21 protein-coding genes and 1 tRNA gene are annotated in these 21,185 nt (G+C 71.5%); 5 read left to right on the forward strand and 17 right to left on the reverse strand.

Annotated features, from left to right (window positions below; genetic code table 11):
• Positions 1–232 precede the first annotated feature (232 nt).
• From HNO83_RS03970 to polA, 13 genes are all read right to left on the reverse strand, one after another.
• The gene (locus HNO83_RS03970; RefSeq protein WP_249776480.1) at positions 233–772 is read right to left on the reverse strand and encodes a hypothetical protein; all 540 of its coding nucleotides are present in this window, start codon (positions 770–772) and stop codon (positions 233–235) included.
• Positions 769–2,094, reverse strand: coding sequence for a DUF58 domain-containing protein (locus HNO83_RS03975; RefSeq protein ID WP_349627068.1), 1,326 nt, complete (start codon positions 2,092–2,094; stop codon positions 769–771). Before HNO83_RS03975 ends, HNO83_RS03970 begins: the two co-directional genes overlap by 4 nt.
• Positions 2,087–3,109, reverse strand: a complete 1,023-nt coding sequence (locus HNO83_RS03980) for an AAA family ATPase (protein WP_175336212.1) — start codon at positions 3,107–3,109, stop codon at positions 2,087–2,089. Before HNO83_RS03980 ends, HNO83_RS03975 begins: the two co-directional genes overlap by 8 nt.
• The gene (locus tag HNO83_RS03985; protein ID WP_175336213.1) at positions 3,099–3,647 is read right to left on the reverse strand and encodes a hypothetical protein; all 549 of its coding nucleotides are present in this window, start codon (positions 3,645–3,647) and stop codon (positions 3,099–3,101) included. The genes HNO83_RS03980 and HNO83_RS03985 overlap by 11 nt, the downstream gene beginning before the upstream one ends.
• Positions 3,644–4,372 (reverse strand): DUF4129 domain-containing protein, encoded by a 729-nt coding sequence (locus HNO83_RS03990; protein ID WP_349627069.1) that lies wholly within the window; start codon positions 4,370–4,372, stop codon positions 3,644–3,646. The genes HNO83_RS03985 and HNO83_RS03990 overlap by 4 nt, the downstream gene beginning before the upstream one ends.
• 40 nt (positions 4,373–4,412) lie before the next feature.
• Positions 4,413–6,479, reverse strand: coding sequence for an excinuclease ABC subunit UvrB (gene uvrB / locus HNO83_RS03995; protein ID WP_175336214.1), 2,067 nt, complete (start codon positions 6,477–6,479; stop codon positions 4,413–4,415).
• A gap of 77 nt (positions 6,480–6,556) precedes the next feature.
• The gene (gene coaE, locus HNO83_RS04000) at positions 6,557–7,159 is read right to left on the reverse strand and encodes a dephospho-CoA kinase (RefSeq protein WP_175336215.1); all 603 of its coding nucleotides are present in this window, start codon (positions 7,157–7,159) and stop codon (positions 6,557–6,559) included.
• Positions 7,160–7,256: 97 nt separating this feature from the next.
• Positions 7,257–8,699 carry a 30S ribosomal protein S1 gene (gene rpsA, locus HNO83_RS04005; protein ID WP_175336216.1) on the reverse strand — a complete coding sequence of 481 codons (1,443 nt, stop codon included), beginning with the start codon at positions 8,697–8,699 and terminating at the stop codon, positions 7,257–7,259.
• Between the two features lie 105 nt (positions 8,700–8,804).
• Positions 8,805–9,788, reverse strand: a complete 984-nt coding sequence (locus HNO83_RS04010; RefSeq protein WP_175336217.1) for an epimerase — start codon at positions 9,786–9,788, stop codon at positions 8,805–8,807.
• The gene (locus tag HNO83_RS04015; RefSeq protein ID WP_175336218.1) at positions 9,785–10,438 is read right to left on the reverse strand and encodes a DUF4166 domain-containing protein; all 654 of its coding nucleotides are present in this window, start codon (positions 10,436–10,438) and stop codon (positions 9,785–9,787) included. Before HNO83_RS04015 ends, HNO83_RS04010 begins: the two co-directional genes overlap by 4 nt.
• A 29-nt stretch (positions 10,439–10,467) precedes the next feature.
• Positions 10,468–12,141, reverse strand: a complete 1,674-nt coding sequence (locus HNO83_RS04020) for a DUF885 domain-containing protein (protein WP_175336219.1) — start codon at positions 12,139–12,141, stop codon at positions 10,468–10,470.
• A 107-nt stretch (positions 12,142–12,248) separates the two neighbouring features.
• Positions 12,249–12,653, reverse strand: coding sequence for a hypothetical protein (locus HNO83_RS04025; RefSeq protein WP_175336220.1), 405 nt, complete (start codon positions 12,651–12,653; stop codon positions 12,249–12,251).
• Between the two features lie 23 nt (positions 12,654–12,676).
• Positions 12,677–15,349 carry a DNA polymerase I gene (polA, locus tag HNO83_RS04030; protein ID WP_175336221.1) on the reverse strand — a complete coding sequence of 891 codons (2,673 nt, stop codon included), beginning with the start codon at positions 15,347–15,349 and terminating at the stop codon, positions 12,677–12,679.
• Positions 15,350–15,406: 57 nt separating this feature from the next.
• Between polA and HNO83_RS04035 the strand changes: the two genes are divergently transcribed.
• Positions 15,407–15,811, forward strand: a complete 405-nt coding sequence (locus HNO83_RS04035) for a hotdog fold thioesterase (protein ID WP_175336222.1) — start codon at positions 15,407–15,409, stop codon at positions 15,809–15,811.
• An 81-nt stretch (positions 15,812–15,892) separates the two neighbouring features.
• On the opposite strand, the gene HNO83_RS04040 is transcribed toward HNO83_RS04035, so the two are convergent.
• Complete coding sequence (locus HNO83_RS04040) at positions 15,893–16,498, reverse strand: ANTAR domain-containing response regulator (RefSeq protein ID WP_175336223.1); 606 nt, start codon at positions 16,496–16,498, stop codon at positions 15,893–15,895.
• 38 nt (positions 16,499–16,536) lie between these two features.
• On the opposite strand from HNO83_RS04040, the gene HNO83_RS04045 reads away from it, so the two are divergent.
• Positions 16,537–16,619: transfer RNA gene (locus HNO83_RS04045), tRNA-Leu, on the forward strand.
• Positions 16,620–16,622: 3 nt separating this feature from the next.
• On the opposite strand, the gene HNO83_RS04050 is transcribed toward HNO83_RS04045, so the two are convergent.
• Positions 16,623–17,123 carry an FBP domain-containing protein gene (locus HNO83_RS04050; protein WP_175336224.1) on the reverse strand — a complete coding sequence of 167 codons (501 nt, stop codon included), beginning with the start codon at positions 17,121–17,123 and terminating at the stop codon, positions 16,623–16,625.
• A gap of 84 nt (positions 17,124–17,207) precedes the next feature.
• On the opposite strand from HNO83_RS04050, the gene HNO83_RS04055 reads away from it, so the two are divergent.
• Positions 17,208–17,531, forward strand: a complete 324-nt coding sequence (locus tag HNO83_RS04055) for a thioredoxin family protein (protein ID WP_175336225.1) — start codon at positions 17,208–17,210, stop codon at positions 17,529–17,531.
• Between the two features lie 22 nt (positions 17,532–17,553).
• On the opposite strand, the gene HNO83_RS04060 is transcribed toward HNO83_RS04055, so the two are convergent.
• A complete protein-coding gene (locus tag HNO83_RS04060) occupies positions 17,554–18,378 on the reverse strand; it encodes an MBL fold metallo-hydrolase (protein ID WP_175336226.1) in 825 nt (274 codons plus the stop codon).
• Positions 18,379–18,507: 129 nt separating this feature from the next.
• On the opposite strand from HNO83_RS04060, the gene HNO83_RS04065 reads away from it, so the two are divergent.
• Both HNO83_RS04065 and HNO83_RS04070 read left to right on the forward strand, forming a co-directional pair.
• Positions 18,508–19,539: an LLM class flavin-dependent oxidoreductase gene (locus tag HNO83_RS04065; RefSeq protein WP_175336227.1), complete on the forward strand. Its 1,032-nt coding sequence runs from the start codon at positions 18,508–18,510 to the stop codon at positions 19,537–19,539.
• 154 nt (positions 19,540–19,693) lie between these two features.
• A complete protein-coding gene (locus HNO83_RS04070; RefSeq protein WP_175336228.1) occupies positions 19,694–20,635 on the forward strand; it encodes a hypothetical protein in 942 nt (313 codons plus the stop codon).
• 71 nt (positions 20,636–20,706) lie between these two features.
• Here HNO83_RS04070 and HNO83_RS04075 read toward each other — a convergent pair whose 3' ends face one another.
• Positions 20,707–21,174 carry a VOC family protein gene (locus HNO83_RS04075; RefSeq protein ID WP_175336229.1) on the reverse strand — a complete coding sequence of 156 codons (468 nt, stop codon included), beginning with the start codon at positions 21,172–21,174 and terminating at the stop codon, positions 20,707–20,709.
• Positions 21,175–21,185 lie beyond the last annotated feature (11 nt).

Here is a 21,185-nt window from a genome sequence, read left to right on the forward strand (position 1 = left end):
CTCGCCACCCACTCGCTCGTCGTCCACTCGCCCGCTGCTCACTCGCCCGCCACTCACTCGCTCTATTCTCCGCCATCTCTCCGCGTGGTCGGCCCGTGTTCGCCCACCGCGCACCGCACCCGACCATCGAACATCCGTTCGATTCTACCCTCTCGGGCAGGTGCATCCCACGCACGCGCGAGTCTATGCGCGACCACCGACATTGGAACCGCTGCGATGGGATCGGACGCGCTCAGCGCGGCGGGCGGCGGAGCAGCGGCGGCAGCAGCATCGCCGCCAGGGCCACCAGTGCGGCCCCGGCGACCGCGGCCAGCAGCGGGAGCGACGCCCGCTGCCCGGCGACGAGCAGGGCGACCGTGGCCGCCTGCACCGGGACCTGGATGAACACCAACCGACGCAACGACGGGAGCAGCACGGCCGGTTGCAGCCGCGCCGCCGAGGGGACCGCGAGCATCCACGAGCCGAGGACGTGCAGCGCATGCACTCCGGCGACGAGCGCGAGGATGCGCAGGGTGAGCGTGCCGGGCTCCACCAGCGACGAGAGCACCAGGACGCCGGCGAGCACCCACACCGTCCTCCACCGCGGGCGCCACACCGAGACGCCGACCAGCAGGGCGCCGATCGCGGTCCACGGACCCTCCGGCACCCCGGCGAGGAGCAGGGTGAGGGCGACGGCGGCGAACAGGGCGCGCACCGACCAGCCGGGCAGGGTGCGGACGCCGAGGGACGAGGCCCGCCCGGCGCTGCGGTCCGGCGCGCGCTCCTGGCTCATCGCCTCCGCCCTCCGCCGGTCAGGGCGCGCAGAGCGGCCTCGCGAGCGGGGACGTCGGCCCACGGCATCAGCTCCACACCACCCGACTGCAGCTGCTGCAGCCGCAGCCGGCGCTCGAGCTCGACCGTCCGCAGCGCCAGGCGCTCGCGCGCGCTCAGGTCGCGGGCGTCGCGCGCGGGCAGCACATCCACCGCGATCACCCGGTGCCCGGCCGCCCGCCAGGTGAGGGCGAGCGTGATCGGCTGGTCGTCGAGGAACGTCGAGAGCACGAAGACCAGCGCCCCCGGTGAGAGCCGGGGCGACCTCACCCGCTGGTAGAGCGTGCCGGTCGCCGTCGTCAGGTCGATCGCCCGGAGCACCCGCTCGCGGTGCCGGGCGCCGGCGCGGGGCGGGAGCACCCGCTGCGCGCCGCCCAGGTCGTCGAAGCCGACCCTGTCCCCCGCCGCCGCGTAGGCCGCGGCAAGGGACGCCGCGGCCTCCCGCGCGACATCGAGCGACGAGAGGGCGGGGCGCGGGTACGCCCGCGACCAGTCCGCCACCACGCCGCTCACGTCGTCGCGCGCGTCCACGACCAGGTGCACCGCGGCATCCGAAGTCGCCGTCGTCCGGCGGACGTACAACTCGCCCGCCCGGCCGGCCCGGGCGGTCGCACGCCAGTCGATCCGGCGCAGGCGGTCGCCCGGATGGAACAGGTCGACGTCACGGAACTCGCCGCCGTCGCCGGGCCGGGTGGAGACGTGCTGCCCGGTCAGCCCCAGCAGGCGCGCGGGCAGCGGCAGACTGCGCACCGGACGGCGTCGCGGGCGGACCACCCGCTCGAGCTCCGCCTGCTCCGCCGGCTCGGACGCCCAGGACGCGTCGGCCCCGAGCTCCCGCGCCTGCGCGGCGGCGACCCGCTGCCGGCCGGAGTGCACGACCGGGACGTCCGCGGCGATCCGCGCCGCGGCCCGCGGGGTGAGGACGGCGTCGACCGGCGCCGCTCCACCGAGCTCGAGCCGCACCTGCACGGCATCGGGATGCCGCATGGCGGTCGCCGCGATGCGCACGGCGACCGTCGGAGCGGCGGACGAGCCGGAAGCGGTCTCGTCCGCGGCGACGGTGATGCGGGGCTGCGCGTCGTCATCCCCGTCCGCATCCGCGGGCGGACGGCGATCCCACGCCACCGCCGCAGCCAGCAGCAGCGGCGCGCCGACGAACGCCGGCTCCGGGCGCGACATCACGAACGCCGCGACCAGCCCCACGAGGCCGACGATCACCGCGCCCGCGAGCGCCGGGCTCAGCATCCAGCCGCCACCGGCGGGCGGTCGCCCGCGGTCAGTCACGGCCGTCCGCGTGCGCGCGCCGGCCGACGCCGACGGCGGGAGGACCGGCGACCGTGGCGACGACCTCGCGGACCACCTGCTCGGCGCCGACCCCGCCGGTCCAGGCCTGAACCGTCAAGGTGAGCCGGTGCGCGAGGACGGGCACGGCGACCGCCTTGACGTCGTCCGGGAGGACGAAGTCGCGGCCGTCGAGCACGGCGAGGGCGCGGGCGACCAGCAGCAGACCCTGCGAGCCGCGCGGGGACGCTCCGACCTCGACGGAGCGGTGCGCGCGCGTGGCGGCGGCCAGGCGCACGCAGTACGCGGCGATGTCCGGGTCCACATCCACCGCCTCCACGCCGGCCTGCATCGCGGCCAGCGTCGCCGCGTCGATCACCGGCTCGACCTGTGCGACCTCGTGGCGGCGGGCCACCCGGGCGAGCAGCACGCGCGACTCCCCCTCCTCGTCCGGGTAGCCGACGCTCAGCCGCACCATGAACCGGTCGAGCTGCGCCTCGGGCAGCGCGTACGTGCCCTCCGACTCGATCGGGTTGGCGGTGGCGACGACGTGGAACGGCGTCGGGAGCGGGAAGCTGCGGCCCTCCACCGACACCTGCCCCTCCGCCATCGCCTCCAGCAGCGCGGACTGCGTCTTGGGCGACGTGCGGTTGATCTCGTCGGCCAGGAACAGTCCGGTGAACACCGGCCCGGGCCGGAACTCGAAGTCGGCCGAACCGGGCACGTAGACGAACGAGCCGGTGATGTCGGACGGCAGCAGGTCGGGCGTGCACTGCAGCCGGCGGAAGTCGAGGCCGACCGCGGCGGCGATGCTGCGCGCGGCCAGCGTCTTGCCCAGCCCCGGCACGTCCTCGAACAGCACGTGACCGCCGGCGAGGAGGGTCGCGAAGGCGATGCGGAGCGGGCCGCGCATCCCGACGACCACAGTGCCGACGCGGTCGAGCACCTCGGCGCCGAGCCGGGCGACCTCGGGGACGGCGAGCGGCTCCGGGTCGGTGGTGCGGGGGTCATCGTGCACGGTGCGTCTCCTCGGGGGCGGGGTGGGCGGTGGGACGGATGGGCGTGGCGTCGTCGAGCGCCTCGAGTCGGTGCAGCACGACCGCGACGAACGCCGTCCGTGGCGGGGCAGCGGTGGACCCGCGGCGGAGCACGGCCAGCACCTCGGCGCCGAGCAGTCGCTCCAGCGAGGGGTCGGCGGCGCTGTCGTGCAGGTCGAGACCGTGGATGGCGAGGGCGCGCTCGGCGACCAGCCGCAGGCGGCGCAGTCCCTCCGGCGAGACGCGGCCGCCGCGGGAGCCGAGCGACCAGCCGAGCTGGACGATGTCGCGCCGGGCGCCGGGGCGCGGCTCCGGAGCGGGGACGGCCCAGGTCAGGTCCGCCGCCTCCCCCAGGGCCGACAGGCAGGCGACGAGCGCCGCGGCCGCCGCTCCCAGTCCGACGGCGTGCGCGGCGTCCATCCCGAGGGACCACGCCGCGGCCCCGACGGCGACGCCGAGGAGGACGGACAGGATCAGCCGTCGCAGTACGCGCGGCGGGAGCCGGCGCGCGCGGCTCACGAGGTCGCCCCTCGGCCGACGGCGGGATGGCGGCCCCAGGAGACTCGGAGGGTCTCGACGGCGGCGCGGGCGATGTCCACGTCCTCCGCGGTGACGGGCGCGGAGCCGAAGCGGGCGCGCTGGTAGACGGCGAGGAGGCGTGCGGCGGCGTCTCGGTCGGCGTCGACCCGGGCGACGATCCGGGCCGCGAACTCGGCGGGCGTCTCCGCGGGGAGCCTGCGCACGCCCGAATCGGCCGCGCCCTCCTCCAGCCCCACCCAGGCGCGCTCGATGGCGTCGCGCGGTTCGCGTGGCCCGGCGAGCTCCTCGGCAGCGCGGTCGAGGCCGCGGCGCACCTGCTCGGGCTCGGGCTCCGGCTCCGCCTCGCGGGGTGCGTCGGAGAGCTCGCTGCCGGACAGGTCGGCGAGCTCGGGCAGGCTCGGCGGCGCCTGCGGACGCCGACGGCGGCGCCAGAGGATCGCCAGGACGACGATGACGGCCAGGATGACGAGCGCGACCAGGAGCCAGGTCAGGTCGAGGCGGAGCGGGTGGGACGCCTCCTGCGGCTCGGGCGTCCCCGTCATCCCCTGGTCGGGGGCGCCGGTGCGGACCGGCCCCGGCGGCAGGAACATCCGTGGCGCGCTGAACTCCGGTGCGCCCTGGAACGCGACCGCCACCACGGCGATCCCCACCAGGACGACGCAGGCCGCGAGCGTCCACCGGCGTCCCGTCGTCCTCGCTGCCACCCTGCCACCGTAACCCGCCGTGGCGGCCGGCGGGCGACGGTCAGCCCAGGTGGCCTGCCTTCTCCATCTGCCGGAGGTCGCGCTTGAGGTCGGAGAGCTCGTCGCGCAACCGCGCCGCCAGCTCGAACTTGAGCTCGCCCGCCGCCGCCAGCATCTGCTGGTTGAGGTCGGCGATCAGCGACTCCAGCTCGGCCGCACCCTGCGCGGCGATGCCGCCGTTGCGCAGGTTCGGCGTCGGGCTCTTGCGCTTCTGCTCCCGGCCCGCGAGCATGCGGGCGGTGTCGGCCTCCTCGCGCGCGAGCACGTCCGTGATGTCGGCGATCCGCTTGCGCAGCGGCTGCGGGTCGATCCCGTTCACCCGGTTGTACTCGATCTGCTTCTCGCGGCGGCGCTCGGTCTCCTCGATCGCGCTCTTCATGGAGTCGGTCAGGACGTCCGCGTACATGTGCACCGAGCCGGAGACGTTACGCGCGGCACGGCCGATCGTCTGGATGAGCGAGGTCGACGACCGCAGGAAGCCCTCCTTGTCGGCGTCGAGGATCGCGACGAGCGACACCTCCGGCAGGTCGAGTCCCTCGCGCAGCAGGTTGATGCCGACGAGCACGTCGTACACGCCCGCCCGCAGCTCGGTCAGCAGCTCGACGCGGCGCAGGGTGTCGACATCGGAGTGCAGGTAGCGCACCTTCACCCCGGCCTCGGCGAGGAAGTCGGTGAGCTCCTCGGCCATCTTCTTGGTCAGCGTGGTGACGAGCACGCGCTCATCGCGCTCGACGCGCACGCGGATCTCTTCGAGCAGGTCGTCGATCTGGCCCTTGGTGGGCTTGACCACGATCTCGGGGTCGACGAGGCCGGTCGGGCGGATGATCTGCTCCACCACGCCGTCGGCGATGCCCATCTCGTACTTGCCCGGGGTGGCCGACAGGTACACGGTCTGGCCGACGCGGTCCTTGAACTCGTTCCACTTCAGCGGCCGGTTGTCGAGCGCGCTCGGCAGCCGGAAGCCGTGCTCCACCAGCGTGCGCTTGCGGGACGCGTCGCCCTCGTACATGGCGCCGATCTGCGGGACCGTCACGTGCGACTCGTCGATGACCACGAGGAAGTCGTCCGGGAAGTAGTCGAGCAGGCAGTGCGGCGCCTCGCCCGGGAGGCGGCCGTCGATGTGCCGCGAGTAGTTCTCGATGCCGGAGCAGAAGCCGATCTGCTCCATCATCTCCAGGTCGAACTGCGTGCGCATGCGCAGCCGCTGGGCTTCGAGCAGCTTGCCCTCGCGCTCCAGCTCCTGCAGCCGCTCCCCCAGCTCCTCCTGGATGGTGCCGATGGCGCGCTGCATCGTCGCCGGGCTGGCGGCGTAGTGCGTCGCCGGGAAGACCGACACGGCGTCCATCTTCTGGATCACCTCGCCGGTGAGCGGGTGCAGCGAGTACAGCGCCTCGATCTCGTCGCCGAACAGCTCGATGCGGATCGCGTTCTCCTCGTACACCGGGATGATCTCGATGGTGTCGCCGCGGACACGGAACTTGCCGCGCGAGAAGTCGACGTCGTTGCGCTCGTACTGCATGTTGACGAAGCGGCGGATGAGAGCGTCGCGGCCGACGTTCTGCCCCACCTGCAGCGCGACCATCGCCTCCAGGTACTCCTCCGCCGCGCCGAGGCCGTAGATGCACGACACGGTGGACACGACGACCACGTCACGCCGACTGAGCAGCGAGTTCGTGGTCGAGTGCCGCAGCCGCTCCACCTCGGCGTTGATCGAGGAGTCCTTCTCGATGAAGGTGTCGGTCTGCGGGACGTACGCCTCGGGCTGGTAGTAGTCGTAGTACGAGACGAAGTACTCGACGGCGTTGTTGGGCAGCAGCTCGCGGAACTCGTTGGCGAGCTGGGCCGCGAGCGTCTTGTTGTGGGCGAGCACCAGCGTCGGCCGCTGCACCTGCTCGATCAGCCACGCGGTCGTCGCGGACTTGCCCGTACCGGTCGCGCCCAGCAGCACCACGTCGGTCTCGCCCGCGTTGATGCGCCCGGCCAGCTCGGCGATCGCCTGGGGCTGGTCGCCGCTCGGGCTGTACTCGCTGACGACCTCGAAGGGACGGACGGAGCGCGTGGGAAGCATGTCTTCAGTCTAGGAAGGACCACCGACACCGGGGCCCGCTCTCGCTCACAGCGGAACGCCTCCGCTGCACGGCGCGGTCAGGCGCGGCCGCGGAGCTGTCTCCAGAGCGCATCCACCTGGTCGCGCGTGTGCTGCAGCGTCCCGCCGGTGTCGATGACGTCGTCGGCGACGGCGAGCCGCTCCTCGTCGGATGCCTGCGAGCGGATGCGCCGCTCGGCCTCGGCGGCGTCCATCCCGCGCAGCTCGACCAGCCGGCGGATGCGGGTCGCCTCATCGGCGTGCGCCACGACGACGCGGTCGAACGGGTATTCGTTGGCGGACTCGACCAGCAGCGGAACGTCGTAGACGACGATCGCGTCCGGGTCCGCCTCGGCCGCTGCCCGGAAGCGGGCCGTCGACGCGGCGAGCACGGCCGGATGCGTGATCCCGTTCAGCGCCCGCAGCGCTTCGGGATCCCCGAAGACGATCGCACCGAGGGCGGGCCGGTCGAGGCTTCCGTCCGGTGCGATCACCCCGTCGCCGAAACGCTCGGCGATCTGCGCGAGAGCGGGTGTGCCGGGCTCGACGACCTCGCGGGCGATGCGGTCTGCGTCCACGACGACCGCGCCGTGCTCGGCGAGCCGGGACGCGATGGTCGATTTTCCGGAGGCGATCCCGCCGGTGAGTCCGATCAGCTGCACTTGCCCAGCCTAGCCGCGCGGCCCGGCCGCAGTCGCGAGCCCCGGGAACGACGAAACGGCCGGCCCCGAAGGACCGGCCGTCTCTGAGAGAGGTTTCTCAGTTGTTGGAGCTGAGCTTCTCGCGCAGAGCCGCGAGCGACTCGTCGTCGGCGAGCGTTCCGCCCGAACCCGTCTCGGAGGAGTAGGTCGAGGTGCCGCTGTCGGCAGCAGCCTCCTCGAGGCCCTTCGCGACCTGGCGCTTGTGCGCCTCCCAGCGCGCCTGGGCCGCAGCGTACTGCTGCTCCCACTCGTCGCGCTGCGTCTCGAAGCCTTCCTTCCACTCGTTGGTCTCCGGGTCGAAGCCCTCCGGGTACTTGTAGTTGCCCTGGTCGTCGTACTCGGTGACCATGCCGTAGAGCGCCGGGTCGAACTCGGTGCCCTCCGGGTCGACGCCCTCGTTCGCCTGCTTGAGCGACAGCGAGATGCGGCGGCGCTCCAGGTCGATGTCGATGACCTTGACGAACACCTCGTCGCCCACCGAGACGACCTGCTCGGCCAGCTCGACGTGCTTGCCGGACAGCTCCGAGATGTGCACGAGGCCCTCGATGCCGTCGGCGACGCGGACGAACGCACCGAACGGAACCAGCTTGGTGACCTTGCCCGGTGCGACCTGACCGATCGCGTGGGTGCGGGCGAAGACCTGCCACGGGTCCTCCTGCGTCGCCTTGAGCGACAGGGAGACGCGCTCGCGGTCGAGGTCGACCTCGAGGATCTCGACGGTGACCTCCTGGCCCACCTCGACGACCTCGGAGGCGTGCTCGATGTGCTTCCAGGAGAGCTCCGACACGTGGACGAGGCCGTCGACGCCGCCGAGGTCGACGAACGCACCGAAGTTGACGATCGACGAGACGACGCCCTTGCGGACCTGGCCCTTGTGCAGGTTGTTGAGGAAGGTGGTGCGGGACTCCGACTGGGTCTGCTCCAGCAGCGCGCGGCGCGAGAGCACCACGTTGTTGCGGTTCTTGTCGAGCTCGAGGATCTTGGCCTCGATCTCCTGGCCCAGGTACGGCGTCAGGTCGCGGACGCGGCGCAGCTCGATGAGCGACGCCGGCAGGAAGCCGCGCAGGCCGATGTCGACGATCAGGCCGCCCTTGACGACCTCGATCACCGTACCGGTGACGACGCCGTCGGCCTCCTTGATCTTCTCCACATCGCCCCAGGCGCGCTCGTACTGCGCACGCTTCTTGGACAGGATGAGGCGACCCTCCTTGTCCTCCTTCTGGAGAACGAGGGCCTCGACGGTGTCGCCGACCTCGACGACCTCGCTGGGGTCGACGTCGTGCTTGATGGAAAGCTCGCGGGAGGGGATGACGCCCTCCGTCTTGTAACCGACGTCGAGGAGGACCTCGTCGCGGTCGATCTTGACGACAGTGCCCTCGATCAGGTCTCCGTCGTTGAAGAACTTCAGCGTCTTTTCGACCGCGGCAAGAAAGTCCTCAGCAGATCCGATGTCGTTGACGGCGACCTGCTTGGGTGCCTTGTCGGTCGTTGCGGTTGTCATGTAGTGGGTGCTCCGTATTGGACAGGAATCAGGCCGATCGCGATGATTTTCGTGTGTTCCGCGAAGGGCAAGCGGATAGGGATGTCACACAAGTGACGTTCTAGTCTACCGGCCTGCGACGCCGTCCAGCAAGCCGCGCTCGGACAGGATGTCGCGGAGCGCCGGCTCCAGTTCGGGATGGACGAACGAGTAGCCGGCGTCGAGCAGTCGTTCGGGCAGCACCCACCGGCTCTTCAGCACCAGTTCGGTCTCGGTGCAGATCGCCGCGGACCCGATCTCGAGCATCCAGCGGTACGCAGGGAGGCCGATCCGCCGGCCGAGCAGGCGGCGCAGCGTCGCCATGAAGGTGCGGTTGTCGGTCGGGTTCGGCGCCGACACATTCACCGCGCCGTCCAGGTCGGGCCGGTCGCGGAGGAACTCGATCGCGCCGAGCACGTCGGCGATGTGCACCCAGCTGAACCGCTGCGCTCCCCCGCGCGCCCGGAACTCGTGGAACGTCCCGGCGCTCCGCCGCGCCGAGGTGGCGACCCAGGGCCCGTCGACCTGCGGCCCGCCGAGTCCCGCACGGACCAGGTTCACCAGCGGCGTCAGCGCGCTTCCGTCGCCGAGCACGATCGCCATGCGCAGGGCGACCCGGCGCGTGGTGGGCAGGTCGCCGGCGAACAGCTCCCGCTCCCACGCCTTCGCGACCTCGACCGAGAAGCCGGTGCCGAGCTCCCCGGTCGACTCGGTCATCGGCCGGTCCTCGGCGTGCCGGTAGATCGTCGCGGTCGAGGCGTTGAACCAGACCGGAGGCGGCGCGTCGCTCGCGGCGATCGCGTCGCCCACGGCGCGGGTGGTCTCCAGGCGCGACCGGAAGATCTCGGCCCGGTTGGCGTCGTTGTAGCGGCAGTTCACGCTCTTGCCGGCGAGATTGATCACCGCAGCGGCCCCCGTGACGGCCGCCCGAAGCCCGTCCGGATCGTCCCAGCGGACATCGGGACCTGCGCGCCCGAGCAGCACGACCTCCGCTCCCGCGCTCCGGTAGTGCTGCTCCAGGTACCGCCCGACGAAGCCGGATGCCCCGGCGATCACGATGCGTTCGCTCACGGCGACCGCTCCCCCTTCTGTTCGTTGCTCTGATCGGTCGTCGCCTCGATGCCGTAGTGGAACCGGCCGCCGTACTGGTAGACCCGCCCGATCACCGGCGCGGTCACGGTGATCGAGACCCGCTGGCGCTCCGCCTCGTCGTCCCACCGCTCGGTCAGCACCACGATCGGTGCGAGCGGCCGTGGGATGCGCACCCTCCGCCCCGCGATCACGATCCAGACCGCTGTCGACCGCAGCCGGAGTCCGCCGTCGCGCACGGACGCGGCGAAGCGGGCGACCGTGCGCACCGGGCTCCCGAGCCGATCGATCAGCGCGCCGTCCTCCACCCCGATCTCGTCGAGCATCGTCACCGTGCGACCGCGCAGGGCGAACACCCGCTCGGCGGCGACGGCCGGTGAGCCGTCGCCGCGCACGACCGGCCGGTTCTCGACCGTGAACGGGACCCGCCGCTGCCAGACCGGGAACAGCACGTGCGCCGGCGCGAACAGCGCGAGCACCGGCCACAGCCAACGCCGCGGGGTCCCCACGGTGTCGAACTCGCCGGAGCCGCGCCCCACCGCGCCGGGAGGGATGGCGTCGAAGTACGTCTGCAGCCGAGGGTGCAGCTCATCGAACGCCTGGCCCAGCACGGCGCGGTAGGGAGAGGTCACGGGGAGGTCGGGATGCGCACGACGGCCGCTCAGTCGAGCAGCGCCGCCTTCAGCGTGTCGAGGCCGACGCCGCCGATGTCGAGCGCCTTCTTGTGGAACGCCTTGATGTCGAACGCGTCGCCCTCGCGGCGCGCGTACTCGTCGCGCAGCTGCTCCCAGATGCGCTGACCGATCTTGTACGACGGCGCCTGCCCCGGCCAGCCCAGGTAGCGGTTGACCTCGAACCGCACGAACCCGTCGTTCATGTTGACGTTCTCGCGGAGGAACGGGAAGGCGTCCTCCCCCGTCCACGGCCGCGATCCGTCGGGCAGCGGCTTCTCGAGGTGCACGCCGATGTCGAGCACGACGCGGGCCGCGCGCATGCGCTGCCCGTCGAGCATGCCCAGGCGGTCGGCCGGGTCGTCGAGGTAGCCGAGCTGCTCCATGAGCCGCTCCGCGTACAGCGCCCAGCCCTCGGCATGGCCGGACGTGCCGGCGATCCGCCGCCACGAGTTCAGCTGCGCCTTGTTGTAAGTGGCCTGCGCGATCTGCAGGTGGTGCCCCGGGACGCCCTCGTGGTAGACGGTGGTGAGTTCGCGCCACGTGTCGAACTCGGTCACGCCCTCCGGGACGCTCCACCACATGCGGCCGGCGCGCGCGAAGTCGTCGCTCGGGCCGGTGTAGTAGATGCCGCCTTCCTGGGTCGGGGCGATCATGCACTCCAGCCGGCGGATCTCGGCCGGGATGTCGAAGTGCGACTTCCCGAGCTCTTCGATCGCGCGGTCGCTGGTCTCCTGCATCCAGCGCTGCAGCGCGTCGGTGCCGTGCAGCTTGCGGCTGGCGTCGCCGTCGAGGAACGCGATCGCCTCGAGCACGCTCGCGCCCGGCTTGATCTCGTTCGCGATCGACTCCTGCTCGGCGCGCATGCGGGCGAGCTCCTCGATGCCCCACTCGTAGGTCTCGTCGAGATCGACCGTCGCCCCGAGGAACCCGCGCGACGCGAGAGCGTAGAGCTCGCGCCCGACCGCGTCCTTCTCCGGGGCGTGCGGGGCGAGCTCGTTCTCCAGGAACTCCGCCAGCGCCGCGTACGCCTGCGCCGACTCGGTCGCGCCCGCCGCCAGGTCGTTCTTCAGCGACTCGGGAAGCTCGCCGTTCAGCGGACGGGCCCCGGCCGCGAACTCGAAGAAGAACCCGGTGTCGGCGACCTGCTTGCGGGCCTGGGCGAGCACCTCGCGCACCTGCCGCACCGCCGGGACGTTGCCCGCCGCGATGCCGCTGCGCAGCGTCTCGATGTAGCCCTGCATGGCGGCCGGGAGGTTGTGCAGCCGCTTGGCGACGTTGGCCCAGTCGTCTTCGGTGTCGGTCGGGACCAGGTCGAAAACCTCGCGCAGCTCCTGCGCCGGCGAGGCGATGACGTTGAGGTCGCGCTGCCCGAAGCCGGCCTCGTGCTTCTCGACGGTGAGCTGCAGCTCGCGAGCGAGGTCCATCTTGGTGATGCGGTCGATCTCGTCGACCGGCTCCGCCGCCTCGATGCGGGCGAGCGCCTCCTTCACCTTGGCGGTCGCGTGCTCCGCGCCGGCGGGCGAGTAGTCGGCGTACTCGCCCTCACGGCCGGGGCGGCCGAGCCAGACGTGGTACTCCGGGTACAGCTCGAGCTGGGTGTCGACCCACTCCTCGGCGATCGTGTCGACCGGGGTGGGTTCGCGCTTCTGATCGTTGGTCATGGTTCGACCCTACCGACGACCGCCTCCCGGCCGCACGGAAAGCCCGAGGGTGTGGACAGGTCGTCGGACGCGCCGGGCTGTGGACGACTCTCCTCATCCGCCCATCGTCACTCGCCGCGTTCGACGGCCGGTCCGTTCGCGGCCGGTCTCCTGTGACTCTCCCGGCGATCCAGCTCGTCCCGCAGCGCGACGAAGAACCGGTCGATCTCGCCCAGGCGACGCGTGTAGAGGAGTGTCTCCGCTCCGGCGACCCGCCCGGCCGCGTCGAACTCGATGCGCGTGTGCCCATCGTCCACCGCCACGAACCGGAGTCGCGGCTCGAACAGCGCGTAGCCGCCGAGGAGCTGGGCGAAGGGGTCCGTCAGGCTGGTCCCCCGCACCGCGTCCCGCACGAACTCCCGCACCTCCGCGATCGGCACCGGGACGACCTCGCTCGGGATGCGACGCGGAACGGCGGCCTTCCGCCGCGACCTGCGCAGTCGTCCCCGGCCTCGCGGCTCCAGCTCGCTCACGACGTCAGCGTACGCCGGGCGGATCAGTGCGCGGCGGCGTCCCAGTTCGCGCCGCGGCCGACCTGCACCTCGAGCGGAACCCGGAGGTCGGCGGCGCCCGCCATGCGCGTGCGCACGATCGACTCGAGCGCCTCCCACTCGCCCGTCGCCACCTCGAAGATGAGCTCGTCGTGCACCTGCAGAAGCATCCGGGATTCGAGGCGCTGGTCGATCATGTCGCCCGCGATGCCGAGCATCGCGACCTTCATGATGTCGGCGGCCGAGCCCTGGATGGGCGCGTTCAGCGCCTGGCGTTCGGCGTTCTCGCGCAGGACCCGGTTGGTGGAGGTGAGGTCGGCGAACGGCCGGCGGCGGCCGAAGATCGTCTCGGTGAAGCCGTCGACGCGCGCCTGCTCGACCACGTTGCGCAGGTAGTCGCGCACCGAGCCGAACCGCTCGAAGTAGTCGCTCATCAGCTGACGCGCCTCCGACGTCTCGATGCGCAGCTGCTTCGAGAGGCCGAACGCGCTCAGGCCGTAGGCGAGCCCGTACGACATCGCCTTGACCTTCGTGCGCATCGCGGCCGTCACCTCTGCCGGCGAGACGCCGAAGACGCGCGAGCCGACGAACCGGTGCAGGTCCTCCCCCGCGTTGAACGCTTCGATCAGCCCCGGGTCTTCGGAGAGGTGCGCCATGATCCGCATCTCGATCTGCGAGTAGTCGGCGGTCAGCAGCGTCTCGAAGCCCTCGCCGTGCCGGAACGCGGCGCGGATCTCGCGCCCCTCCTCCGTGCGGATCGGGATGTTCTGCAGGTTCGGGTCGTTCGACGAGATGCGGCCCGTGCTCGTGCCGGTCTGGTCGTAGGTGGTGTGGATGCGCCCGTCGCTCTCCACCGACCGCTCCAGGGTCTCCACGATCTGCTTGAGCTTGGTGGCGTCGCGGTGCTGCAGCAGCAGCCCGAGGAACGGGTGCGGGTTCTTCTCCTGCAGGTCGGCCAGCGAGCCGGCGTCGGTCGAGTAGCCCGTCTTCGTCGCGCGCGTCTTCGGCATCCCGAGCTCCTCGAAGAGGACCTGCTGGAGCTGCTTCGGCGAGCCGAGGTTGATCTCGTGCCCGATCTGCGCGTACGCCTGCGCCGCGAAGTCGTTGGCCTTGTCGGTCAGCTGGCCGCGCAGCCGGGAGAGCACGGCGCTGTCGATGGTGACGCCGTTCAGCTCCATCTCGGCGAGCACGGCGACCAGCGGGAGCTCGATGTCGTCGAGCACCCCGCGGGTGCCCTCGTCGAGCGCGATCATCTGCCCCTCGGCGACGCGGCGGATGAACCAGGCCTCGGTGGCCGGGCTGACCGCGTCGTTGATCGGGACGAGCTGGTTCGGGTCGGAGACGGGCAGCGTCTCGCCGAGCACCTCGTAGACCTGCTCGGCGAGGGACTGCGCGGCGGCTCCCGGCTTCACGAGCCAGGAGGCGATGCGCGTGTCGAAGGCGAGCCCGTCGACGACGAAGCCGGCCCGGCTCAGCGCCTTGAACTGCGGCTTGGCGTGGAAGAAGTACTTCGGAGCGCTGCTCGCGAGCCACTCCTCCAGCGCGGTGTAGTCGGGCCGGCCGGCGACCCACGGCACGTAGACGGAGTCGTCGGCGGTGGCGAGACCGAAGCCGGTGATGCCCGCGGGGCCGGTCTCCAGCTGCACCGCGATCGCCGTGCCGTCGGCGGAGGCCTTCGTGAGCCAGTTGCCGAGTTCCTCGTCGATCATCGTGCGCACGGCGGGCGCACTCACCGCACCCGCGTCGCCGACCTCGAGGGCACCCACGGCGCCATCGAGCATGCCCTCCTCGGCGGCCGTCTTCATCAGCCGCTCGAGCAGCGTCTTGAACTGCAGCCGGGCGAAGATGTCGCGCACCGCGCTCTCGTTGAGCGGCTTGCGCTCCAGGTCGGCCGGGCCGATCGGCAGTTCCACGTCGTCGCGCAGCTGGTTCAGCCGGCGGTTGCGGAGCGCGTTCTCCTTCTGGTCGCGCAGGTTCTGGCCGACCACTCCCTTGATCTCGTCGGCGTGCGCGACGATGTTCTCGACCGTGCCGTACTGCTGCACCCACTTGACGGCGGTCTTCTCGCCGACCTTGTCGATGCCGATCAGGTTGTCGCTGGTCTCGCCGACGAGGGCCGCGATCTCGGGATACTCGTGCGGCTCGATGCCGTACTTCTCGCGGACCGCCGCCGGGTCGTAGATCTTGAGCTCGGAGACGCCGCGCACGTTCGGGTACAGCAGCGTCACGTCGTCGTTGACCAGCTGGATGGTGTCGCGGTCGCCCGAGACCAGCAGCACCCGGAAGCCCTGCTCCACGCCCTGTCGCGCGAGAGTGGCGAGGATGTCGTCTGCCTCGTAGTCCTCCTTCGCGATGGTCGTCACGTTCATCGCGTGCAGCGCCTCTTCGAGCAGCGGGACCTGCCCGGCGAACTCCGACGGCGTCTCGCCGCGGGTGCCCTTGTACTCCGGGTACTCGCGCGTGCGGAAGGAGTAGCGGGAGATGTCGAACGCGACCGCGAGGTGGGTCGGCTTCTGCTGCTGCAGCAGGTTGATGAACATCGCGATGAAGCCGTGGATGGCGTTCGTGTGCTGACCCTCGCGGTTCACGAAGCTGTCCACCGGGAGTGCGTAGAAGGCCCGGAAAGCGAGCGAATGGCCGTCTATGACGAGGAGGGTAGGCTTTTCGGAGTCTGACACCAGGCCAGCCTACAAGGGGCCGGTGACAGTCCAGACGACCGTCAGGAGAGGCCGAGGATGACCGGAGACGCGCTCGCGTACGTGCAGCAGAGGGGGCTCGGCCGACTGGCCGAGAAGATGGGCATCGAGATGCTCGAATTCACCGTGGAGCGTGCCGTGGCGCGCATGCCCGTCGAGGGCAACACGCAGCCCGCGGACCTCCTCCACGGCGGCGCCTACGTCGTGCTGGGCGAGTCCCTCGGCTCGATGTCGGCCAACCTCTACGCCGGCGAGGGCCGCCTCGCGGTCGGCATCGAGATCAACGCGTCGCACACGCGCTCGGCGACGAGCGGCTACGTGACCGGGGTGTGCACGCCCATCCACCTGGGCCGGACGCTGACGACGCACGAGATCGCGATCACCGACGACCAGGGCCGCCGCTGCTCCACGATCCGCATCACGAACCTCATCAAGGAGCTCTGACACGCGAACAGCTCCTGAGTTCTTCGAGCGGATCGCCGCGATCCGCTCGAAGAACTCAGGAGCTGTCGGCTGGGGAGGCCCCTACTTCTTGGGGGCGAGCTGGTCGATGATCGCCTGGGCGACGTCGTGCATGGTGAGTCGGCGGTCCATGGACGCCTTCTGGATCCAACGGAACGCCTCCGGCTCGCTGAGACCCATCTTCTCGTTGAGGAGGCCCTTCGCGCGGTCGACCAGCTTGCGGGTCTCGAAGCGCTGCACCATGTCGGAGACCTCGGCCTCGAGCGCGATGATCTGCTGGTAGCGGGCCAGCGCGATCTCGATCGCGGGCAGCAGGTCGTTCGGGGTGAACGGCTTCACGACGTAGGCCAGCGCGCCGGCCTCGGTCGCGCGCTCCACGAGCTCCTTCTGGCTGAACGCGGTCAGCAGCACGACGGGCGCGATGTGGTCCTTCGAGAGGCGCTCGGCCGCGGAGATGCCGTCGAGCTGGGGCATCTTGACGTCCATGATCACCAGGTCGGGGCGCAGCTCGGTCGCCAGCGCGACGGCCGTCTCGCCGTCGCCGGCCTCCCCGACGACCTCGAAACCGTTGTCGCGCAGGATCTCGACGATGTCGAGGCGGATGAGCGATTCGTCCTCCGCCACGACGACGCGGCGGGGTGCGGTGGGAGTCGATTCCTGGTCAGTCACGCGTAAAAGCCTACGGTATTGTTCAGGTGATGTTGTGCGCCGCTGTGGCGGAATGGCAGACGCGGAGCACTCAAAATGCTTTGTCCGGAAGGGCGTGTGGGTTCGAGTCCCACCAGCGGCACGACTAGATGCGGGCTCCGACCACCGTCGCGGCGAAGCGCCTTGCCCGCTCGGCGAGGCCCGTGATCCTCTCCTCCACCACCCGGTCGGCGTCGAAGCCGACATACGACGGCGGCGGAGTCCTGCGCACGTTGGCGCTGCACTCGAACGCGCCGCACACCAGCGTCCCGACCGTGTCCCCGTTGCGCCCCGACTGGCCCGCTCGGCGCGCCGACCAGAACCACACGTCGTTGGTGAGGTGCACGTCCTGGCACCAGCCGCACATCGAGGGCGCGTGCGACCGCATGCTGGCCTCCGACGCGCGGAGCACGATGCCCACCGGGCCGTCGGCGGTCGGGATGACGACGTAGCCGCGCTGCGGGAGCTTCGGGTCGCGCCAGCCGAGGTACTCGCGCCGGGCCCAGTCCACCTCGTGCAGCCCCGGCGGCAGCGGCAGCTCCTCGGCTTCGCTGCGGGAGCAGTTGACGAACGACTCGCGGATCTGCTGCGGGCTCAGGATCTCCATGCGCACCTCCTCGTCCCATGCTCGCACAGGTTCCGCGGGGCACCGCTTGACTCTGCCCCCGGGGTCAGACCTTAACGTGGCCGCATGACCACGATCGAGAGCGTCACGGACGCCAGCTTCCCGGATGAGGTGCTCGCGGCCCCGGGGACCACCGTCGTCGAGTTCTGGGCGGAGTGGTGCGGTCCGTGCCGCGCGCTGTCGCCCATCCTGCAGCAGCTGCAGGAGGAGCACGCCGACCGCATCCGCATCGTCAAGATCAACGCCGACGAGAACATGGAGACGACGGTCGCCTACAAGGCCCTCGCCCTGCCGGTGATGAAGGTGTTCCAGGGCGGGGAGGTCGTCAAGACGATCATCGGCGCCAAGCCGAAGCCCGCCATGGAGCTGGAGCTCGCCGCGTTCCTTTGACCGGGGCGCGGCCGGCCGCAGCTCACGTGAGGTGGTCGAACGCCCCGCTCACCCAGCCGATGTACCGCTCGGCGGAGCGCAGCACGGCCTCGCGCGCGTCCACCGGGACGACGTTGCCGAGGTTGCCGTACATCCGGTCGAACGGCCGGTCGCACACGGTGTCGGCGATCCGTCGTACCACGGCGGCCGACAGCGGGATGTCGTTCGGGTAGCTGCGCTGGAACGTCACCCACCGCTGCGACGGCCCGGGGAACACGGTGTCCCCGCTGAGCACGACACCGCGGTCCCAGTGCACCACCGCGCTCCCGGGGAAGTGCCCGCCGACCGTGCGCAGGGTGACGCCGGGCAGCACCTCCACGTCGCCCGTCCACGACTGGATGGCCGGGTCCTCCCGCTGCACCCAGTGCCGGTCGGCCGCGTTGACGAGCACGGGAGGGTCGCCCAGCATGCGCGACCAGCTCACCTGCGCGCCGAACATGTGCGGGTGGCTGGTCGCGATCACGGCGGCGCCGCCGAGGTCCTGCACGGCGGTGGCGGCGGCCTCGTCGACGTAGCCGGTCGGGTCCCACAGCAGATTGCCCTCCGGAGTGCGCAGCAGGATGCTCTGCTGCCCGATGCCGACCCGCGGCTCGCTGCGCAGGCCGTACAGGTCGGGCTCCAGCTCGGTGACGACGACACGCTCGCCGTCGCGCTGCAGGCGTTGCAGCGTCGTCCACTCCTGCCCCGTCGGCGGCACGTACTGCCGCTCGTCCTCGCAGATCGGGCAGGCCGCGGGCGGATGCTCGCCCGCCCCATCCACGATCGGGGTCGTCTCCACCGCGCAGGTCGCGCACAGCCACTCCGCCATGTCCGCGAGCCTAGCCGCGGATGCGCCGCCGAGTGGTGAGTCATCGCGGGAATCCCGGTCGAGTGGTGAGGTGATGTCACCACCCGGCGGACGCCTCGACGGAATACGCTGCACGCAGGACCGATTGGAGTGGATGTGAAACGCATCGGGTTCCTCAGCTTCGGGCACTACCAGCCCATCCCCGGCTCCGTGTCGCGCACCGCGGCCGACGCCCTCACGCAGACCATCGAGCTGGCCGTCGCGGCGGAGGAGCTCGGCGCGGACGGCGCGTTCGTCCGCGTCCACCACTTCGCGCCGCAGCTGGCGTCGCCGTTCCCCCTGCTCGCCGCGATCGGCGCGCGCACCTCGAGCATCGAGATCGGGACGGCCGTGATCGACATGCGGTACGAGAACCCCCTCTACATGGCCGAGGACGCGGCGGCGGCCGATCTCATCAGCGGCGGCCGGCTGCAGCTCGGCGTCAGCCGCGGGTCACCCGAGACCGCGCTGCGCGGGTCGGAGTCGTTCGGCTACGTCCCGGCCGAGGGCGAGACGGATGCGGACATGGCGCGCCGGCACACCGAGCTGTTCCGCGCCGCGATCGCCGGAGCGGGCGTGGCGGAGGCGAACCCGGCCATGACCGGCGGCCAGCGCGGCGCGCTCGCGATCGAGCCGCAGTCCCCCGGCCTCGGAGACCGGATCTGGTGGGGCGCGGGCACGCGCGCGACCGCGGTCTGGGCGGCCGAGCAGGGCCTGAACCTGATGAGCTCGACCCTGCTCACCGAGGACACCGGCGTCGCCTTCTCCGACCTGCAGGCCGAGCAGCTGCAGCAGTACCGGGACGCCTGGAAGGCCGCAGGCTGGGAACGGGAGCCGCGCGTCTCCGTGAGCCGCAGCATCCTGCCGATCACGACCGACCTCGACCGCCGCTACTTCGGCGCCTCGGCGCTCGCCGAGCGCCACGACCAGGTCGGGCACCTCGACGGCGGCCTGGCGCGGTTCGGCAAGAGCCACGTCGGCGAGCCGGAGCGGATCGTCGAGGAGCTGCGGGAGGACGCCGCGGTCGCCGACGCCGACACCCTGCTCGTGACCGTCCCGAACCAGCTGGGCGTCGACTACAACGCGCACCTGCTGGAGACGATCGTCACCCAGATCGCGCCCGCGCTCGGCTGGCGCGACTGAGGAACGCGCGGGGGACGAACGCATGGGGCACACCTGTGCCCCATGTCGTGTACCCCGAACGCGGCATAGACTCCGCACTGGATCCTGACATGATGGACGTACTGCACACCCGAAACCGCAGTACCGGAATTGTCCTGTCCAGGAAGGGTGTGCCGTGCGGGTTCGACGTCTCAAGGCCGCGATCGCCGCGTCCGTGCTCGCCGTGTCGCTCTCCGGAGCCGCCCTCGCCGCGACCTCCCCGGCGGCGGCCGTGAGCACCCGGACGGACGGCTCGACGCCGACCTCCGCGATCTCCTCGATGTGGGCCTGGGGCAACCCGATCGACCCGGCCGTGGACGCGCGCGGGCAGGGGATGCCGCAGTTCGAGCCGCAGGCGCTCGCCTCCTTCGCCGCCGCGCACCGCCTGCGCACGGTCTACCTCTCGGTGCCGTGGGCGGCCGACGAGGGCCCCTTCTCGGCGTGGCTGACGGAGGCCGTCAGAGCACTGCACGGCGCCGGCGTCACGACGGTGGCCGCGCTCGGCGGCGACGGCGGCTGGGCCGACGACCCGGACCTGGCGGCGACCTGGACCTCGGCCGCACTCCGCGCCGCGCCGTTCGACGCCATCCAGTTCGACGTCGAGCCGTGGGTGGTGTCCTCCGACTCCGAGCTCCCGGCGGTCGTCGCGAAGCTGCAGACCATGTACGACCGCGCGAAGGTCGCCGCGGGCAGCGTCCCGATCGGCGCAGACCTGCCGTGGTGGCTTGCCGCCAAGCCGCAGCCGACCGGAGGCACGGCGTTCGACGCCCTGCTCCCCCACCTGCGCTCTGTGGCGATCGTGGCGTTCAGCGACCATGCCGCAGGCTCCGACGGGATCGTCGCCTTCGCGAAGCCCGCGGCCACCGCGGCCGCCGCGAAGCGCATCCCGTTCACCATCGGCGTGGAGACCGACACCCCGGAGGTCGCCGGCGGTCCCGGTGCGACGTTCGGCGACGACTCGGCCGCGCTGCTGGAGTCGGAGACCGCCAAGGTCCGCACCGCGCTCTCGTCGCTCCGTGGCTACGGCGGCGTCACCGTGGAGCACCTGCTCTCCTGGCAGGACCTCCTCGCGCGCTGACCTACCGCCGAGGTGCTCGCAGGTGCACGCGACACGCCGCGCGCGACCGCAACGACGAGCACCTCGCAGGGTCAGCGACCGTCGGCGGCGGCCTCCAGCGCGGCGATGTCGAGCTTGCGCATGGACAGCATGGCCTGGTTCGCACGCGCCGCGCGCTCCCGGTCCGGGTCGGACTGCAGCTCGAGCAGCCGTCGCGGGACGATCTGCCAGCTGACGCCCCAGCGGTCGCGGAGCCAGCCGCACATGCTCTCCTCGCCGCCGTCCGCGGTGAGCGCCTCCCACAATCGGTCGACCTCGGCCTGATCGTCGCACAGCACCGACAGCGAGAACGCCTCCGTGAAGCCGGCGACGGTGTTGCTGTTCATCGCCTGGTACTCGACGCCGGCGAGCCGGAACCGCACCACCACCAGTCCGCCCGGCATCTCGCCGCCGAACCGCTGCACCTCCAGCACCTCGGAGTCCGGCAGCAGCGAGGTGTACCGCTGCGCCGCCTCCTCCACCCCGCTCTCGAACCACAGGAACGTCGTGACCTTCTGCATGGTGACCCCCT

This window comes from Leifsonia sp. C5G2, assembly GCF_013359685.1.
Taxonomy (GTDB): domain Bacteria; phylum Actinomycetota; class Actinomycetes; order Actinomycetales; family Microbacteriaceae; genus Leifsonia.

Excerpts from the sequence above, each read along its gene's own strand:
- HNO83_RS03970 (WP_249776480.1), bottom strand. The coding sequence starts at position 772 with ATGAGCCAGGAGCGCGCGCCGGACCGCAGCGCCGGGCGGGCCTCGTCC.
- uvrB (WP_175336214.1), bottom strand. The coding sequence starts at position 6,479 with ATGCTTCCCACGCGCTCCGTCCGTCCCTTCGAGGTCGTCAGCGAGTAC.
- rpsA (WP_175336216.1), bottom strand. The coding sequence starts at position 8,699 with ATGACAACCGCAACGACCGACAAGGCACCCAAGCAGGTCGCCGTCAAC.
- HNO83_RS04020 (WP_175336219.1), bottom strand. The coding sequence starts at position 12,141 with ATGACCAACGATCAGAAGCGCGAACCCACCCCGGTCGACACGATCGCC.
- HNO83_RS04035 (WP_175336222.1), top strand. The coding sequence starts at position 15,407 with ATGACCGGAGACGCGCTCGCGTACGTGCAGCAGAGGGGGCTCGGCCGA.
- HNO83_RS04050 (WP_175336224.1), bottom strand. The coding sequence starts at position 17,123 with ATGGAGATCCTGAGCCCGCAGCAGATCCGCGAGTCGTTCGTCAACTGC.
- HNO83_RS04055 (WP_175336225.1), top strand. The coding sequence starts at position 17,208 with ATGACCACGATCGAGAGCGTCACGGACGCCAGCTTCCCGGATGAGGTG.
- HNO83_RS04060 (WP_175336226.1), bottom strand. The coding sequence starts at position 18,378 with ATGGCGGAGTGGCTGTGCGCGACCTGCGCGGTGGAGACGACCCCGATC.
- HNO83_RS04075 (WP_175336229.1), bottom strand. The coding sequence starts at position 21,174 with ATGCAGAAGGTCACGACGTTCCTGTGGTTCGAGAGCGGGGTGGAGGAG.